Below are 16576 nucleotides of genomic sequence, written 5' to 3'. Positions count from 1 at the left end.
AATCCACACCGAACCCGGAAGGCCCTCACCCGTTCAAGCAGTCTCAGCCGAGACCTGCATCACCCGTCCACAACCTCCCGGGGCAATACACCTAGTCCAGATAGCCCCGCAGCTGGTCCGCGTATGCGTGGTCGCGGAGTTTGTTGAGGGTCTTGGACTCGATCTGCCGGATGCGTTCGCGGGTCACGCCGAAGATGCGGCCTATCTCCTCCAGGGTGCGGGGCCGGCCGTCGTCGAGGCCGTAGCGGAGCTGGACGACCTTCCGTTCGCGTTCGCCGAGGGTGGAGAGCACGTCCTCCAGGTGGCGGCGGAGGAGGAGGAAGGCGGCGGACTCGACGGGTGAGGCGGCGTCGCCGTCCTCGATGAGGTCGCCGAGGGCGACGTCGTCCTCCTCGCCGACGGGGGCGTGCAGGGAGACCGGTTCCTGGGCGAGGCGGAGGACCTCGCCGACCCGCTCGGGGGCCAGGTCGAGCTGGGCGGCGACCTCCTCGGCGGTGGGCTCGTAGCCGCGCTCCTGGAGCATGCGGCGCTGGACGCGGATGACGCGGTTGATGAGTTCGACGACGTGCACGGGGACGCGGATGGTCCGGGCCTGGTCGGCGAGGGCCCGGGACATCGCCTGGCGGATCCACCAGGTCGCGTACGTGGAGAACTTGTAGCCGCGCGCGTAGTCGAACTTCTCGACGGCCCGGATGAGGCCGAGGTTCCCCTCCTGGACGAGGTCGAGCATGGTGAGGCCGCGGCCGACGTACCGTTTGGCGACGGAGACGACGAGGCGGAGGTTGGCCTCGATGAGCTTGCGTTTGGCGATCCGGCCGAGGACGACGAGCCGGTCCAGGTCGCTCGCCAACCGGCTGTCCAGGTCGGGGGTGTTGGCGAGTTTCTCCTCGGCGAAGAGTCCCGCCTCGACGCGCCGGGCCAGATCGACCTCCTCCTCGGCGCTGAGGAGCGGGATGCGGCCGATCTCGCGGAGGTACTGGCGGAAGAGGTCGGAGGAGGGCCCGTTGCCGCCGAGGTCGGTGCGGCGCCGCTGGACCGGGATCTCGGGTTCCTCGTCGGGTGCGGGTTCTGGTTCCGCGGGGATCTGTGACGGTTCCTGGGGCACGGACACGGACACGGACACGGACTCGGTCTGGGTCTGCACGGGGGGCGACCTCCAGGGCGGGTGATCGCTGCCGGTTCGGAGGGGGCGTACGGCAGCGTGACGACACCGTCAACCAGTGTGGGGTACGACACATCACCGCCACGAGGGGCGTGCGGTGACTTTTTGAGTGCGGTACGTGACCCAGCGTGCTTCAGAGCGCCGCGGCGCCGTTGTTTCGGAGCGACTGCCCGTACTGCGTGAGCACCCACAGTTCGTTCTGCACGGCCGCGAGCTGTTCCGGGTCGCCGTTCGCGCCGAGTCGGGCCAGGGTGCCCTGGACGTCACGGATGCGGCGGTCGACGGCGCGGAGGCGGACGGTGACCAGCTGGTCGCCGGCGTAGGCCTCGTCGACGTTCTTGGCGAAGATCGTCTCGACGGCGAGTTCGGTCACGAGGGCGCGGACGGTGTCGTTGGGCGCGGCCTCGCGGACGGTGGCGAGGTAGTCGGAGGGGGCGCCGGTGGCGCCGCCCGCGTCCTGGACGCACTGGCGGACGGCCGCGTAGGGCGGGGCGGTGAACTCGTCGATGCCGTACGCGTCGAAGGCCGGGGAGACCAGTTCGGGGCGCTGGAGGGCGAGCTTGAGGAGTTCGCGCTCGGTGCGGTGGGCGGGGCTGCGCAGGTTGAGCGCGGGGCCGGAGGCCGCGGCGGGGGCGGGGGCGCCGGTGTCGTATCCGCGCCGCGGGGTCTGCTGCTGCTGCGCGGGGCCCTTGCCGCCGCGGTCGCGGGCCCAGCGGGCGAGCTGGGCGACCCGCTTGACGACGAACTGCGTGTCGAGGATGCCGAGCATGCCGGCGAGCTGGACGGCGACCTCGTGCTGGGCGCCGATGTTCTTGATGCGGGCGACGACGGGGGCGGCCTCGTCGAGGGCGGCGGCGCGGCCCGCCGGGGTCTCCAGGTCGTACCGCTTCACGATCTGCCGGAGGGCGAACTCGAAGAGCGGGGTGCGGGGCTCGGCGAGTTCGGCGACGGCCTGGTCGCCCTTGGCGAGCCGCAGGTCGCAGGGGTCCATGCCGTCGGGGGCGATGGCGATGTACGTCTCGGCGGCGAACTTCTGGTCGTCCTCGAAGGCGCGCAGGGCCGCCTTCTGGCCGGCGGCGTCGCCGTCGAAGGTGAAGATGACGCGGGCCGAGCCGTTGTCCATCAGGAGGCGGCGGAGGATCTTGATGTGGTCGCCGCCGAAGGCGGTGCCGCAGGTGGCGATGGCGGTGGTGACGCCGGCGAGGTGGCAGGCCATGACGTCGGTGTAGCCCTCGACGACGACGGCGCGGCTGACCTTGGCGATGTCCTTCTTGGCCAGGTCGATGCCGTACAGCACCTGGGACTTCTTGTAGATCGGCGTCTCGGGCGTGTTGAGGTACTTGGGGCCGTTGTCGTCGTCGCGGAGCTTGCGCGCGCCGAAGCCGACGACATCGCCGCCGACATCCCTGATGGGCCACATGAGGCGGCCGCGGAAGCGGTCGATGGGGCCGCGGCGGCCGTCCTGGGAGAGGCCGGAGAGGATCAGTTCCTTGTCGGAGAAGCCCTTGCCGCGCAGGAAGCGGGTGAGGTGGTCCCAGCCGGCCGGCGAGTAGCCGACGCCGAAGTGCGCGGCGGCGGCCTGGTCGAAGCCGCGCTCGGCGAGGAACTTGCGGCCGATCTCAGCCTCGGGCGAGTCGAGTTGGTCGATGTAGAACTGGGTGGCGGCCTTGTGCGCCTCGACGAGACGGATCCGCTCCCCGCGCTGGTGGCCGGGGTTGTAGCCGCCTTCCTCGTACCGCAGGGTGATGCCCGCCTTCGCGGCGAGGCGCTCGACGGTCTCCGAGAAGGAGAGGTGGTCGATCTTCATCACGAAGGCGAAGGTGTCCCCGCCCTCCTGGCAGCCGAAGCAGTGGAAGAGTCCCTTGCTGGGGCTGACCTGGAAGGAGGGCGACTTCTCGTCGTGGAAGGGGCAGAGGCCCTTGAGGTTGCCGCCGCCCGCGTTGCGCAGCTGGAGGTACTCGGACACGACGGCGTCGATCGGGACCGCGTCCCGGACCGCCTTCACGTCGTCATCGTTGATCCTGCCTGCCACGCATTGAGTCTACGGGGACGGCGGAGCTAGGGGTGCCTTGCCGATCATGCCGGGCTCGCGGGGTCTGGCACGGCACCTCGCCGCGTTGCCGAAACGCCCTCATAGTCCCCCGTAGCCCTTCGGGCACGGGAGGTACCCCCACCGCTATGAGGGCGCTCCGACGCCTTGCGATGCACCGCACCAGACCCCGCTCCCTGATCCGGCCTGATCGGCAAGACACCCCCTAGGAATCCAGGCTCTCCAGAGGTACGGAGGCGTCGGCGAGGGCCTCCGGGTCCACGGCCGTACGGGAACGGATGAGCCGCTGGATCGGCTCTGTGACGTCCCACACATTCACGTTCATGCCGGCCAGGACCCTGCCCTCCTTCAGCCAGAAGGCGATGAACTCCCGCTTCCCGGTGTCGCCGCGGACGACGACCTGGTCGTACGTGCCCGGGGGCGCCCAGCCGGAGTACTCCATGCCCAGGTCGTACTGGTCGGAGAAGAAGTAGGGCACCCGGTCGTAGGAGACGTGCTGCCCGAGCATGGCGCGGGCGGCGGCCGGGCCGCCGTTGAGGGCGTTGGCCCAGTGCTCGACGCGGAGCCGGGTGTGGAGCAGCGGGTGGTGGGCGGCGGCCACGTCGCCCGCGGCGTAGATGTCGGGGTCGGAGGTGCGCAGCGACTCGTCGACGGCGATGCCGCCGCCGTCGGCGCGGTCGACGAGGGCGAGCCCGGCGTTCTCGGCGAGGGCGGTACGGGGGGCGGCGCCGATCGCGGCGAGCACGGCGTGCGCCGGGTGCTCCTCGCCGTCGTCGGTGCGGACGGCGAGGACCATGCCGTCCTGGCCGACGATCTCGGTGAGCCTCGCGCCGAAGTGGAAGCGGACGCCGTGGTCGCTGTGGAGGTCGGCGAAGAGCTGGCCGAGCTCGGGGCCGAGGACGCGGTGCAGCGGGGTGGGCTCGTACTCGACGACGGTGACCTCGGCGCCGTAGCCGCGGGCGGCGGCGGCGACCTCCAGGCCGATCCAGCCGCCGCCGGCGATCACCAGATGGCCGTTGTCCCGGCCGAGGGCGGCGAGGACCTGGCGGAGCCGGTCGGCGTGGGCGAGCCGGCGCAGGTGGTGGACGCCGGCGAGTCCGGTGCCGGGGACGTCGAGGCGGCGGGGCTCGGCGCCGGTGGCGAGGAGCAGCTTGTCGTAGCGGATGACGGTGCCGTCGCCGAGGCGGACGGTGCGGGCCTCGCGGTCTATGGCGGTGACGGACTGGCCGAGGTGGAGCTCGATGTCGTGCGCCGCGTACCAGGCGGCCTCGTGGACGAAGACGCTGTCGCGCTCCTTGGCGCCGGTGAGGTAGCCCTTGGAGAGGGGTGGGCGCTCGTAGGGGTGGTCGCGTTCGTCGCCGATGAGGATCACCCGGCCGTTGAACCCCTCGGCGCGCAGCGTCTCCGCCGCCTTGGCACCTGCCAGTCCTCCGCCGACGATGACAAAGGTCTGATCTGCGTCGACCACGTCGATTCCTCCTCGTTGCGACCGGTTCCAACCTACGCCCCCCGGCGTTCGTCCGGCCGGACCGCCTCGGGGCGCGCATGCGAGCGTCCCGCACGGAGCCGGGTGACGGAAGAGGCCCTACGCGTGGTGGGGGCGGAGGTGGGTGTGGAGGGCGCGGGCGGAGGCGTCGGTGAGGGAGGCGATCTGGTCGACGATGACGCGCTTGCGGGCCCGGTCGTCGCGCGCCGCGTCGAAGGCGGCGCGGAACTGCGGTTCGAGTCCGTCGGGGGCGCGGAGGACGAGGGCCTCGGCGAGTTCGGCGACGACGACGCGCTGGTCGGCGCGGAGCACCTCCTGCTCGGCGCGCTGCATCACGTACCGGTCGGCGACGGCCTTGAGGACGGCGCATTCGTCGCGCGCCTCGCGGGGGACGACGAGCTCGGCGCCGTAGCGGGTGAGGCGGCCCGATCCCCAGGCCTGGCGGGTGGCGCCCTCGGCGGCGAGGCAGAGACGGCCGATGAGCTGGCTGGTGGCGTCCTTGAGGCGGGCCTGGGCGACGGCGGAGCCGTCGTAGCCGTGCGGCCACCACTCCTGGTCGACGAGCCGGTCGAGGGCCTCGGCGAGCTGCTGCGGGTCGGTGTCCTCGGGGACGTAGCGGCCGATGGCGACGGCGAAGATGTCGGCGCGCTCGGGTTCGGCGAACAGCATGTTGGGGTCGATGTGCCCGGCGTGCAGGCCGTCCTCGAAGTCGTGGACGGAGTAGGCGACGTCGTCGGACCAGTCCATGACCTGGGCCTCGAAGCACTTGCGGTGGGCGGGGGCGCCCTCCCGGATCCACGCGAAGACGGGGAGGTCGTCCTCGTACACGCCGAACTTGGGCGAGCCGGGGTCGTCGGGGTGGCCGCCGCGCGGCCACGGGTACTTGGTGGCGGCGTCGAGGGCGGCGCGGGTGAGGTTGAGGCCGACGCTGACGAGCTCGCCGTCGCCGTCCTTCACGAAGCGCTTGGGCTCGATGCGGGTGAGGAGGCGGAGCGACTGGGCGTTGCCCTCGAAGCCGCCGCAGTCCTTGGCGACGTCGTTGAGCGCCTGCTCGCCGTTGTGCCCGAAGGGCGGGTGGCCCATGTCGTGGGAGAGGCAGGCGGCCTCGACGAGGTCGGGGTCGCAGCCGAGGGCGGCGCCGAGCTCGCGGCCGACCTGGGCGCATTCGAGGGAGTGGGTGAGGCGGGTGCGGGGGCTGGCGTCCCAGACGTTGCTGCGGGTGCCGGGGGTGACGACCTGGGTCTTGCCGGCGAGCCTGCGGAGCGCGGCGGAGTGCAGCACGCGGGCGCGGTCGCGCTGGAAGGCGGTGCGTCCTGGCCGCTTGTCGGGTTCGGCGGCCCAGCGCTCGGTGGCGGCGGAGTCGTAGCCGGGGGTGCCCGTGATGTCTGCGGTGTCCTCGATGCCTTCCATGCGTCGAAGGTAACCGGAGGGACCGACAGAAGAGCTCAGATGGCGGCGAGTTCCCGCGCGCGGGTGGCGGCGACGCCTGCCAGGGCGCGGTCGTAGCGGTGGAGGACCAGGCGGGCCAGGGCGGGGTGGGCGCCGAGCGGGGCGGCGGCGATCCAGGGGGCGTGGGCCGCGGCGCGGGTCGCGAAGAGGCCGGGGGCGGTGAAGCAGGAGGCGACGGCGACGCGGTGGCGGCCCCGGGCGGCGAGGGCGCGGACGGCCTCGGGGACGGTGGGCGCGGCGGCGGAGGCGTACGCGGGGAGGACGGGCACGCCGCCGAGGCGCTCGCCGAGGAGGGCGGCGATCCGGCGGATCTCGGCGCCGGACCGGGGGTCGCGGGAGCCGGCGGAGGCGAGGACGACGCCGGTGGCGCGGGAGGTCCCGTCGCCGGGGCTCCAGCCGGCCTCGGCGAGCCGGTCGGCGAGGGCCTCGACGAGGAGGGGGTGCGCGCCGAGCGGTTCGGCGACGCGGGCGCGGAGGCCGGGTGCGGCGGCGGGGAGGTCGTGGGTGACGTGGTGGCCGGGGGCGAAGAGGAGGGGTACGAGGACGGCGTCCCGGCCCTCGGCGGCGAGCCCGGCGAGGGTGTCGTCGAGGAGGGGTGCGTTCAGCTCGATGTGCGCGAGGCGGGCGTCGAGCCCGGGGCGCAGCTCGCGGACCCGGTCGAGGAGGCGGCTCAGGGCGGCCCGGGCCCGGGGGTCGCGGCTGCCGTGCCCGACGGCGACGAGGGTGGGGACGTTCATCGGTGTGCGTACCTCCTCGTCGTGCTTCCGCGGCCGACGGCCAAACGGATGCACGTGGCCGAGCTGGGTCCCGAGCTGCTCGGTGATCCTGCCGAGCAGCTCGGCGGCGCTGTCGAACGTGCTGTCCGGCTCCGTCATGCACCGATCCTGAGGGCGGCACGTTGCCTGCCCGTTGCGCGGGAGTCACGACTGGTTGCCGTGACCTCACGGGCGCCGCCCGGCCGGTGTCAGGCGCCCAGCTGTTCGCCGTGACCTCACCGGCGCCGCCCGGCGGGTGTCAGTCGCCCAGCCAGACCCGTAGCGGGCCGATCTCCTCGAAGCCGGCGGCGAGGGCCGGGGACAGGTCGCCGCCGGACTCGTAGCCGACGACGGGGCGGTCGTCCGGGGCGGCGGCGAGGGCGCCCGCCCAGATGTGGGACGGGTCGGTGTCGCCCGTGGCGAAGAGGTTGGTGACGCCGGTGACGCGGGCGCTCTCGCTGAGCACCGCGCCGCCGAGGATCCGGCCGTCGGCGGAGTATCCCGCGACGATCGTCGTCGCCGGGTCGGCGAGGAGTGCGGGGTGGAAGAGCGCCGCGTCGTCGGCGTCGTCGCCGCTCCAGGCGAGGGCCCAGGCGGCGAGTTCCTCCGGGGTGCGGACGGGGCGCCAGCCGGCCGTGACCGGGAGGTCGGAGGGGCCGGCGGGGCGGGCGATCCACTGGGCCTCGAAGAGGAGGCGGAAGCCCTCGGCGGCCAGGTCGAAGCGGGCGTAGCTGTCCTTGACGGAGGCGCCGGGCGTGCCGCGGTCGATGGTGGCGAGGAAGTCCTCGGCGTCCGCGTCCTCGGTCAGCGTCACCGCGTCCGGGTAGTAGAGAGGGGTGCGGCGGTCGTTCGTCCAGGCGCGCGGGCCGAAGGTGCCGGGGTGTCCGTGGGCGCGGCACATGACCTGGCACCACTCGGCGTTGTTGCGGACGGCGTCCCCGAGGACGGTGTCGGTGATCACGGGCGGGCCGTGAGGTCGGGCTGCCACACGTACCGGATGTCCGGTTCCCGCTCCTCGTTGCGCCCGCCGTCGGTGCGCTCGGCCTCGACGAAGCCGTGCCGTTCGTAGAAGCGGCCCGCCGGGGCGTTGACCTGGAACGTCCACAGCGCCAGCCCGGTCGGACGGTTCTGCTTGGCCAGCTCCACGAGTCGGTCGCCGATGCCCTGACCGCGCCACTGCGGGTCGACGTAGAGCTGGTCCAGCTCCTCGTCGTCAAGCACCATCATGGCGACGACCGAGCCGTCGACCGTCGCCACCCAGGTCTCCTGGTTCGGCACGACGATCTCCCGGAGCCAGTACCGGACCTCGTCGTCGGTGTGCGCGCGGCGCACGCCCGGGAGCGCCGCCGTGTAGGAGCGGAGCCACACATCGGCCACCGCGGCGGCGTCGGAATCGACCGCCCGGCGAATGTCCATGTTTTCGATCTTCACGGCTCGGATGGTACGGGTCCGCACACCTGCCCCTCCCCCCTTTTTTCCTTCCGAATCACGGAATATCTTTTCCGTTATGAGAATGTCCCCGCCCTCTCTCCCTCGCCGGACCGCCGCCGAGTTCATCGGCACCGCCGCCCTCGTCGCCGTCGTCGTCGGCTCCGGCATCCGCGCCGACTCCCTCAGCCAGGACATCGGCGTCCGCCTGCTCGCCAACGCCGCCGCCTCCGCCCTCGGCCTCGGCCTGCTCATCGCCCTCATCGGGCCGCTCTCCGGGGCCCACTTCAACCCCGTCGTGACCCTCTCCGAGTGGTGGTCGCGCCGGCACGAGCGCGGCGGGCGCGAGGTCCTCGCCTACATCGGCGCGCAGCTCGCCGGGGCCGTCACGGGCGCCCTGCTCGCCGAGGCCATGTTCGGGCGGGCGCCCGGTGCCTGGGCCACCGAGCCGCGCTCGGCGCTCCACCTCCTCCTCGGCGAGGCCGTCGCCACCGCCGGGCTCGTCCTGGTCGTGCAGGGGCTGCGCCGTATCGGCCGCCCCGGCCTCGCCCCGGTGGCAGTCGCCGGGTACATCGGCGCGGCGATCTGGTTCACCTCCTCCGGGTCCTTCGCCAATCCGGCGGCCACCCTCGGCCGCGCCTTCTCCGACTCCTTCACCGGGATCGCCCCCGGCTCCGTCCCCTCCTACGCCGCCGCCCAGCTCCTCGGGATGGTGCTCGGGCTCGGCCTCGCGGGTGTGCTGTACGGAACAGTCGGCGGTGACGGCGAACCGAAGCCCGCCGATCCGCGTCGGACGGGGTGACAGCAACCCGCCCGCCCCTGGAGGTTCCCGATATGCCGGCACGGCCGATCCGGTGGATTCCCCGCACCACGCGGGCCCGCCGCCGCACCGTCCAGGCCGTGATGGCGGGTGCCGTCCTCGCCCTCCTCCCCTCCACCTGGATGCACGCCTCCGCCGCCGGGAAGCTCCGTACCACCGCCGACGTCCCCGCCCGGGACGTCGCCGTCGTCTTCGGCGCCGGGCTGTGGAACGGGCGCCCCACCCCGTACCTCGCGCACCGGCTCGACACCGCCGCCGAGCTGTACCGCACGGGCAAGGTCCGGGTCCTCCTCGTCACCGGCGACAACAGCAGGACCGCGTACGACGAGCCCAGCGCCATGCGGGCCTACCTCACCGGGCGCGGGGTGCCCGAGGGCCGGATCGTCAGCGACTACGCGGGCTTCGACACCTGGGACTCCTGCGTCCGGGCCAAGAAGGTCTTCGGCGTCGACCGGGCCGTCCTCGTCACCCAGGACTTCCACATCAAGCGGGCCGTCGCGCTCTGCGGGGCGGCGGGCGTCGACTCGTACGGCGTCGGGGTCTCCGAACCCCACGACCGCACCTGGTACTACGGCACCTCGCGCGAGCTGTTCGCGGCCGCCAAGGCCGCCCTCGACGCGGGCCTGCGCCCCGATCCGCAGTTCCTCGGACCGAAGGAACCGGGCGTCACGGAGGCCCTCGCCTCACCTCGCGACCTGCCGTGAGCTGAGCGGAGAGCCCCGCGCCCGTAATACGCGGCGCCGCCCCGCGTAACACGCCTGACCCACGCTGGCGGCATGTCCGACGCCACCGCCGTCCCGACCCACTGCCCCTACTGCGCCCTGCAGTGCGGCATGTCGCTCCGCCCCACCGGCGCCCCGGAGCTGCCCGCCGAGGTGGTCGACAGGACCGACTTCCCCGTCAACAAGGGCGCCCTGTGCGGCAAGGGCCGCACCGCCCCCTCCGTACTCTCCTCCCGGGTCCGGCTCACCGAGCCCCTGGTCCGATGCCCTGACACGGGGGATCTGCGGCCCGCGACCTGGGAGGAGGCGCTCGCCGCCGTCGCCGAAGGACTGAGCAGGACCCGCGCCGACCACGGCGCCGATGCCGTGGGGGTCTTCGGCGGCGGCGGGCTCACCAACGAGAAGGCGTACACCCTCGGGAAGTTCGCCCGGCTGGTCCTCGGCACCTCGCAGATCGACTACAACGGCCGCTTCTGCATGTCGTCCGCCGCCGCCGCGCACGGCAGGGCCTTCGGCCTCGACCGGGGACTCCCCTTCCCCCTGGAGGACATCCCCAAGGCCGGCTGCGTGATCCTCGTCGGCTCCAACCTCGCCGAGACCATGCCGCCCGCCCTGCGCTACCTCACCGAACTGCGGGAGAACGGCGGGAAGCTGATCGTCGTCGACCCCCGCCGCACCCGGACCGCAGAACAGGCCGATCTCCACCTCGCCCCGCGCCCCGGCACCGACCTCGCGCTCGCCCTCGGCATGCTCCACCTCGTGGTCGCCGAGGGGCGGGTGGACGAGGAGTTCGTCGACGGGCGCACCTCCGGCTGGGAGGCGGCCCGCGCCGGCGCCATGTCCCACTGGCCCGAGCAGGTCGAGCGGATCACCGGCGTGTCCGTGCCGCAGCTGCGCGAGGCGGTCGCGATGTTCTGCGACGCCCCCACCGGCATGGTCCTGACCGCGCGCGGCCCCGAGCAGCAGTCCAAGGGGACGGACACCGTCGGCGCCTGGATCAACCTCTGCCTCGCCACCGGCAACGCGGGCCGGCCCTTGAGCGGCTACGGCTGCCTCACCGGGCAGGGCAACGGCCAGGGCGGCCGCGAGCACGGCCAGAAGGCCGACCAGCTCCCCGGCTACCGCAAGCTCGACGACCCCGCCGCCCGCGCGCACGTCGCCGGGGTGTGGGGCGTGGACCCGGACACGCTGCCGGGGCCGGGGCGGAGCGCGTACGAGCTCCTCGACGCGCTCGGCGGCGAGGTGAAGGCCCTGCTCCTCATGGGCTCCAACCCGGTGGTCTCCGCGCCGCGCGCCGCGCACGTCGAGGGGCGGCTGCGCTCGCTCGACTTCCTCGCCGTCGCCGACGTCGTCCTCTCCGAGACCGCCGCGCTCGCCGATGTCGTCCTGCCCGTCACCCAGTGGGCCGAGGAGACCGGGACGATGACGAACCTGGAGGGACGGGTGCTGCTGCGGCGCCGTGCCCTCACCCCGCCCTCCGGGGTACGCAGCGACCTGGAGGCGCTGCACGCGCTCGCCGGGCTCCTCGGCTGGGAGAAGGGTTTCTCCGCCGACCCCGAGGAGGTCTTCGACGAGCTGCGGCGCGCCTCGGCCGGCGGCCCCGCCGACTACTCCGGCATCAGCTACCGGCGCATCGAGGAGGAGCAGGGCGTCTTCTGGCCGTGCCCCGACGGGGCCCACCCGGGCACACCCCGGCTCTTCCTCGACCGGTTCGCGACGCCCGACGGGCGGGCCCGGTTCGTACCGGTGGTGCACCGGCCCGCGGCGGAGGAGACGGACGCGGAGTACCCGGTCGTCCTCACCACGGGCCGTGTCGTGTCCCAGTACCAGTCGGGCGCGCAGACCCGGCGGGTCGCCGAGCTGAACGCGGCGGCGCCGGGGCCCTTCGTGGAGCTCCACCCGCGCCTCGCCGAGCGGCTCGGGGTGGCCGAGGGCGAGCGGCTCGCGGTGGTCTCGCGGCGCGGGCGGGCCGTCGCGCCGGCCCGGATCACGACGGCGATCCGGCCGGACACCGTCTTCATGCCGTTCCACTGGGCGGGCGAGGGCCGGGCGAACACGCTCGTCAATCCGGCGCTCGACCCGGTCTCCCGGATGCCGGAGTTCAAGGTGTGCGCGGTCCGACTGGAGCGGGACGCCTGAAGCGCCACGGCCACGGCCACGGCTACGGCTACGGCTACGGCCGGTCGAACCAGTCGCCGCTCTCGATGACCGGGCCGAGCGGCGCGTCCGGCGCCGCCAGGAACACCCAGGCGGACACCCGCTCCTTGTCCCGGACCCGTACGACGTCCATCGCCACCCTCTCGTACCCGGCGGGCAGCTCCAGCCGGTCGAGCAGGCCGAACAGCTCGCCGTACGCGCCGGGCTCCGGCGTCAGCAGCGTGCCGACCACCCGGCCGCCCCCGGCCGCCGGGACGGCGTACGGATAGCCGGGTCCGTCGTGCAGGACGGCACCGTGCAGCACGGCGTCCGCCTCGGTGCCGATCCGGCCGCGGAGGAACCGGTCGTGGTTGTACGCGCCCGGGCGCAGCGTCCCGTACATGAAGAACGGCCGCTCCTGGTGCGCCGGGGCCTCGACGGGCGCGGCCGCCTCGGTCTCCCGCTCGACCCAGCGGGCGTACTCCTCGCTGACGCGGCTCGCCCGGGTGGCGAGGATCTCGGGCGTCTCGTAGCCGTGGGCGGCGAGGAGGTGCGCCTCCAGGGCCGCGTAGCGGGCCTCGGTGGTCTTGAACTCCACCTCCCACTCCTCGGTGGTCTCGATCGCGCCCCGCCAGTGGTAGACGGAGGTGACGGGACCCGAGATCTGCGCGCAGGCGACGAGCCGGGCCTCGACGGCGCCGCGCGCCAGGGCGTCGGCCTTGGCGCGCGCGTCGGTGGTGGTGCGGACGGTGACGATCACGTCTCCACCGTACGAGCGAACTGGGCCGTATGCAGCCGGGCGTACGCCCCGTCGGCGGCGAGCAGCTCCTCGTGGGTGCCCTGCTCGGCGATCGAGCCGCCCTCCATCACCAGGATGACGTCCGCGTCCCGGATCGTGGAGAGCCGGTGGGCGACGACGAAGCTGGTGCGGCCCGCGCGGAGGGACGACATGGCCTGCTGGACGAGGAGTTCGGTGCGGGTGTCGACGGAGCTGGTGGCCTCGTCGAGGACGAGGACCACCGGCTCGGAGAGGAAGGCGCGGGCGAGCGTGACCAGCTGCTTCTCACCGGCGCTGAGGCCTCCCCCGTCCTCGTCGAGGACGGTGTCGTACCCGTCGGGGAGGGTCCGGACGAAGCGGTCGGCGTGCGCGGCGCGCGCGGCCTCGACGATCCGCTCCCGCGAGACCTCGCCGGGCAGCCCGTAGGCGATGTTGTCGGCGATGGTGCCGCCGAAGAGCCAGGTGTCCTGGAGGACCATCCCGATCCCGGCCCGCAGGTCCTCGCGGGACATCGTGGCGATGTCCGTCCCGTCCAGGGTGATGCGGCCGCCCGTGACCTCGTAGAACCGCATGAGGAGGTTGACGAGGGTCGTCTTGCCGGCGCCCGTCGGGCCGACGATCGCGACCGTCCGGCCCGGCTCCACGGTCAGCGACAGGTCCTCGATGAGCGGCTTGCCGGGCTCGTAGCGGAAGGCGACCTTCTCGAAGGAGACCCGGCCCCTGACCCGCGCGGGGCGCTGCGGCTCCGCCCGGTCCGGGTCCCGGTCCGGGTCCCGGTCCGGGTCCGGGTCCCGGTCCGGGTCCCGGTCCGGGTCCGGGTCCCGGTCCGGGTCCCGGTCCGGGTCCGGGTCCGGGTCCGGGTCCGGGTCCGGGTCCGGGGACTCCTCGTCGGCGTCGAGGAGGTCGAAGACCCGCTCGGCGGAGGCCACCCCGGACTGGAGGAGGTTGGCCATGGCGGCGACCTGGTTGATCGGGCCGTTGAACTCGTACGAGTACTGGACGAAGGCCTGGACGTCGCCGACGGTCAGGGTGCCGCTCGCCACCCGCAGACCGCCGAGCACCGCGAGGACGACGTAGTTGAGGTTGCCGACGAAGGTCAGCGCGGGCTGGATGAAGCCGGAGACGAACTGGGCGCGGAAGCTCGCCCGGTACAGCTCCTCGCCGAGCTCGTCGAAGCGCCGCACGGCCTCGGCGCGGCGGCCGAAGGCGACGACCTCGGTATGGCCGGTGATCATCTCCTCGGCGTGGCTGCCGAGCCGGCCGGTGACCGCCCACTGCTTCACGAACTGCGGCTGGGCGCGCCGCCCGACGAAGGCGGCGACGGCGACCGAGACGGGCACGGTGCCGAGGGCGACGAGCGCGAGGAGCGGGGAGATCCAGAACATCATCGCGAGGACGCCGATGAGGGTCAGCAGGGCGCGGGTCATCTGGCTGAAGGTCTGCTGGAGGGTCTGCGTGATGTTGTCGATGTCGTTCGTGGTGCGGGAGAGGACCTCGCCGCGCGGCTGGCGGTCGAAGTACGTGAGCGGGAGCCGCGCCAGCTTGTGCTGGGCCTGCTCGCGCAGGCGCCGGCCGGCCTGCTGGACGACGGTGGTGGCGATCCGCAGCTGGATCCAGGTGAAGAGGGACGAGCCGGTGACGACGGCGACGGAGACGGCGAGGAGCAGGCCGACGGCGGCGAAGTCGACCCCGGCCGGGCCGGTGGCGCCGGTGATGACGAGGTCGGTGGCGCGGCCGAGGAGGAGGGGGCTGAGGACGGCGAGGGCGACGGCCGTGGCGCCCACGGCGAGGACGGCGAGCAGTAAGGCCTTGTCGGGGGCGAGGGTGCGCAGGAGGCGGAGGCCGGAGGCGCGGAACTCCAGGGAGCGTTCGAGGCCGGCGGTGGGGAGGCCGGGGCCGCGGTCCTTGGGCGGGGGGCCGCTGCGGGCGGGGGCGGTGCGGGGTGCGTCCGCCGTGCGGGTGGGCGTCGTCGTACTCATGCGGCTTCCTCCTCGGTGAGCTGGGAGAGGACGATCTCCCGGTAGGTGGCGCTGTCCCGCATGAGGGACTCGTGGGTGCCGGTGCCGACGGTCCTGCCCCGGTCGAGGACGACGATCCGGTCGGCGTTCCGGATGGTGGAGACCCGCTGGGCGACGATCACCACGGTCGCGTCCGCGGTCTCCCGCCGGAGCGCTTCGCGGAGCCTGGCGTCGGTGCGGGCGTCGAGGGCGGAGAAGGAGTCGTCGAAGAGGTAGAGGCGGGGGCGGGCGACGAGGACCCGGGCGATGGCGAGCCGCTGGCGCTGGCCGCCGGAGAGGTTGGTGCCGCCCTGGGCGACCGGGGCGGCCAGGCCGCCGTCCAGGCCTTCGTCGGGACCGCCGTCGTCGAGACCGCCGTCGCCGGGACCGCCGCCGTCGGGACCGCCGCCTCCGAGGGCGCGGACGAAGTCGGCGGCCTGGGCGGTCTCCAGGGCGTGCCAGAGCTCCTCGTCGGTCGCGTCGGGATACCCGTACCGCAGGTTCGTCGCGACCGTCCCGGAGAAGAGGTAGGGCTTCTGGGAGACGAGGCCGACGGTCCTCGCCATCAGGGCGGGGTCGAGAGCGCGGACGTCGACGCCGTCGACGAGGACCTCGCCGCCGGTCGCGTCGAAGAGCCGGGGCACGAGCCCGAGGAGCGTCGACTTGCCGCTGCCGGTGGAGCCGATGATCGCGGTGGTCTCACCGGGGCGGGCGACGAGGTCGACGTCCTTGAGGACGGGCTCCTCGGCGCCCGGGTAGCGGAATCCGACGCCCGTGAGGTCGAGGTGTCCGGCGCCCTTGAGCGTGCGGACGGGGTCGGCGGGCGGGGTGACGGAGAGCGGGGTGTCGAGCACCTCGCGGATGCGCTCGGCGCCGACCTCGGCGCGCGGCATGTGCATCAGGAGGAAGAGGACCATCATCACGGACATGGAGGTCTGGAGCAGGTAGCCGAGGAAGGCGACGAGCCCGCCGGGCTGGAGCTCGCCGCCGTCGATGCGGTGGGCGCCGACGTAGATGAGGGCGACGGTCGTCAGCTCCCAGACGACGAGGACCGTCGGGAACATCAGGGCCTGGAGCCGGCCCGCCCGGAGGCCGACGGTGAGGAGTTCGTCGTTGGCGGCGGCGAACCGTTCCCGCTCGTGCCGGTCGCGGACGAAGGCCCGGACCACGCGGACGCCGTTGATCTGCTCGCGCAGCACGCGGTTGACCCGGTCGACGCGCTCCTGCATGCCGCGGAAGAGCGGTCGCATCCGCAGGACGATCGCGCCGACGGCGCCGGTCATCACGGGCAGGAAGAGGAACAGGACCAGGGCCATCGGCACGTCCTGGCGCAGGGCCATGGCGAGTCCGCCGAAGCAGAGCAGGGGCGCCGCGACCAGCATCGTCAGGACGAGGACGGTGAACGTCTGGACCTGCTGGACGTCGTTGGTGGTCCGGGTGACGAGGGAGGCGGCGCCGAACCGGCCCCTCTCCTGGGCGGAGAAGTCCTGGACGCGGCGGAAGACCTCGGAGCGCAGGTCGCGGGCGACGCCCATGGCGATCCTGGCGCCGGTGTAGGTGGCGGCGGCCGCCGCCGCGGCCTGGAGGAGGGTGATGCCGAGCATCTCGGCGCCCCCGCGGAGGACCCGGTCGGTGTCCCCGCGGAGGACGCCCTCGTCGATGACTCCGGCGTTGAGGGCGGGCAGGGCGAGCGAGGCGAGCGACTGGACGAGCTGGAGGAGGACGAGGACGGCGAGGAGGGCCCGGTAGGGCCTGAGGCGGGGAGCGAGGAGTCGCAGCAGCACGGTGACGGT

General features: G+C 73.5%; 13 protein-coding genes. 3 read left to right on the top strand and 10 right to left on the bottom strand.

Annotated features, from left to right (window positions below; translation table 11 throughout):
- Positions 1-91: 91 nt before the first annotated feature.
- The 7 genes from ACWFR1_RS26900 to ACWFR1_RS26870 form a co-directional block, all read right to left on the bottom strand.
- Entirely contained in the window at positions 92-1123 is a 1032-nt protein-coding gene (locus tag ACWFR1_RS26900) for an RNA polymerase sigma factor (protein ID WP_453555394.1), read from the bottom strand.
- A 172-nt stretch (positions 1124-1295) separates the two neighbouring features.
- Entirely contained in the window at positions 1296-3194 is a 1899-nt protein-coding gene (gene dnaG / locus ACWFR1_RS26895) for a DNA primase (RefSeq protein ID WP_453555388.1), read from the bottom strand.
- A 223-nt stretch (positions 3195-3417) separates the two neighbouring features.
- Entirely contained in the window at positions 3418-4680 is a 1263-nt protein-coding gene (locus ACWFR1_RS26890; protein WP_453555386.1) for an NAD(P)/FAD-dependent oxidoreductase, read from the bottom strand.
- Between the two features lie 117 nt (positions 4681-4797).
- Positions 4798-6108, bottom strand: coding sequence for a deoxyguanosinetriphosphate triphosphohydrolase (locus tag ACWFR1_RS26885; protein ID WP_453555384.1), 1311 nt, complete (start codon positions 6106-6108; stop codon positions 4798-4800).
- A 35-nt stretch (positions 6109-6143) separates the two neighbouring features.
- On the bottom strand, positions 6144-7022 hold the full coding sequence (locus ACWFR1_RS26880) for a sirohydrochlorin chelatase (protein WP_453555382.1): 879 nt from the start codon (positions 7020-7022) through the stop codon (positions 6144-6146).
- A 139-nt stretch (positions 7023-7161) separates the two neighbouring features.
- Positions 7162-7863, bottom strand: a complete 702-nt coding sequence (locus ACWFR1_RS26875) for a hypothetical protein (protein ID WP_453555380.1) — start codon at positions 7861-7863, stop codon at positions 7162-7164.
- Positions 7860-8318 (bottom strand): GNAT family N-acetyltransferase, encoded by a 459-nt coding sequence (locus ACWFR1_RS26870; protein WP_453555392.1) that lies wholly within the window; start codon positions 8316-8318, stop codon positions 7860-7862. The genes ACWFR1_RS26875 and ACWFR1_RS26870 overlap by 4 nt, the downstream gene beginning before the upstream one ends.
- Positions 8319-8409: 91 nt before the next feature.
- Here ACWFR1_RS26870 and ACWFR1_RS26865 point away from each other — a divergent pair, with 91 nt between their 5' ends.
- From ACWFR1_RS26865 to ACWFR1_RS26855, 3 genes are all read left to right on the top strand, one after another.
- Positions 8410-9132 (top strand): aquaporin, encoded by a 723-nt coding sequence (locus ACWFR1_RS26865; protein WP_453555379.1) that lies wholly within the window; start codon positions 8410-8412, stop codon positions 9130-9132.
- Positions 9133-9164: 32 nt separating this feature from the next.
- The gene (locus ACWFR1_RS26860) at positions 9165-9854 is read left to right on the top strand and encodes a SanA/YdcF family protein (protein ID WP_453555377.1); all 690 of its coding nucleotides are present in this window, start codon (positions 9165-9167) and stop codon (positions 9852-9854) included.
- A 72-nt stretch (positions 9855-9926) separates the two neighbouring features.
- Entirely contained in the window at positions 9927-12011 is a 2085-nt protein-coding gene (locus ACWFR1_RS26855) for a molybdopterin oxidoreductase family protein (RefSeq protein ID WP_453555375.1), read from the top strand.
- 34 nt (positions 12012-12045) lie between these two features.
- Here ACWFR1_RS26855 and cutA read toward each other — a convergent pair whose 3' ends face one another.
- Genes cutA through ACWFR1_RS26840 form a run of 3 tightly spaced genes read right to left on the bottom strand, consistent with a single transcriptional unit; the run spans position 12046 to position 16567 of the window.
- A complete protein-coding gene (gene cutA, locus ACWFR1_RS26850) occupies positions 12046-12768 on the bottom strand; it encodes a divalent cation tolerance protein CutA (RefSeq protein WP_453555373.1) in 723 nt (240 codons plus the stop codon).
- Positions 12765-14765: an ABC transporter ATP-binding protein gene (locus ACWFR1_RS26845; protein WP_453555371.1), complete on the bottom strand. Its 2001-nt coding sequence runs from the start codon at positions 14763-14765 to the stop codon at positions 12765-12767. Before ACWFR1_RS26845 ends, cutA begins: the two co-directional genes overlap by 4 nt.
- Complete coding sequence (locus ACWFR1_RS26840) at positions 14762-16567, bottom strand: ABC transporter ATP-binding protein (protein ID WP_453555369.1); 1806 nt, start codon at positions 16565-16567, stop codon at positions 14762-14764. Before ACWFR1_RS26840 ends, ACWFR1_RS26845 begins: the two co-directional genes overlap by 4 nt.
- Positions 16568-16576: the final 9 nt, after the last annotated feature.

It is taken from the genome of Streptomyces sp. NPDC055103, from assembly GCF_053607625.1.
Note: the sequence above shows the minus strand (reverse complement) of the source record. Positions and strands in the feature narration are given on the sequence as shown.

Bases quoted from the DNA above. Each gene is read 5' to 3' on its own strand.
- ACWFR1_RS26860 (WP_453555377.1), top strand. From the start codon at position 9,165: ATGCCGGCACGGCCGATCCGGTGGATTCCCCGCACCACGCGGGCCCGC.
- ACWFR1_RS26885 (WP_453555384.1), bottom strand. From the start codon at position 6,108: ATGGAAGGCATCGAGGACACCGCAGACATCACGGGCACCCCCGGCTAC.
- ACWFR1_RS26865 (WP_453555379.1), top strand. From the start codon at position 8,410: ATGAGAATGTCCCCGCCCTCTCTCCCTCGCCGGACCGCCGCCGAGTTC.
- ACWFR1_RS26880 (WP_453555382.1), bottom strand. From the start codon at position 7,022: ATGACGGAGCCGGACAGCACGTTCGACAGCGCCGCCGAGCTGCTCGGC.
- ACWFR1_RS26870 (WP_453555392.1), bottom strand. From the start codon at position 8,318: ATGGACATTCGCCGGGCGGTCGATTCCGACGCCGCCGCGGTGGCCGAT.
- ACWFR1_RS26855 (WP_453555375.1), top strand. From the start codon at position 9,927: ATGTCCGACGCCACCGCCGTCCCGACCCACTGCCCCTACTGCGCCCTG.
- ACWFR1_RS26845 (WP_453555371.1), bottom strand. From the start codon at position 14,765: ATGAGTACGACGACGCCCACCCGCACGGCGGACGCACCCCGCACCGCC.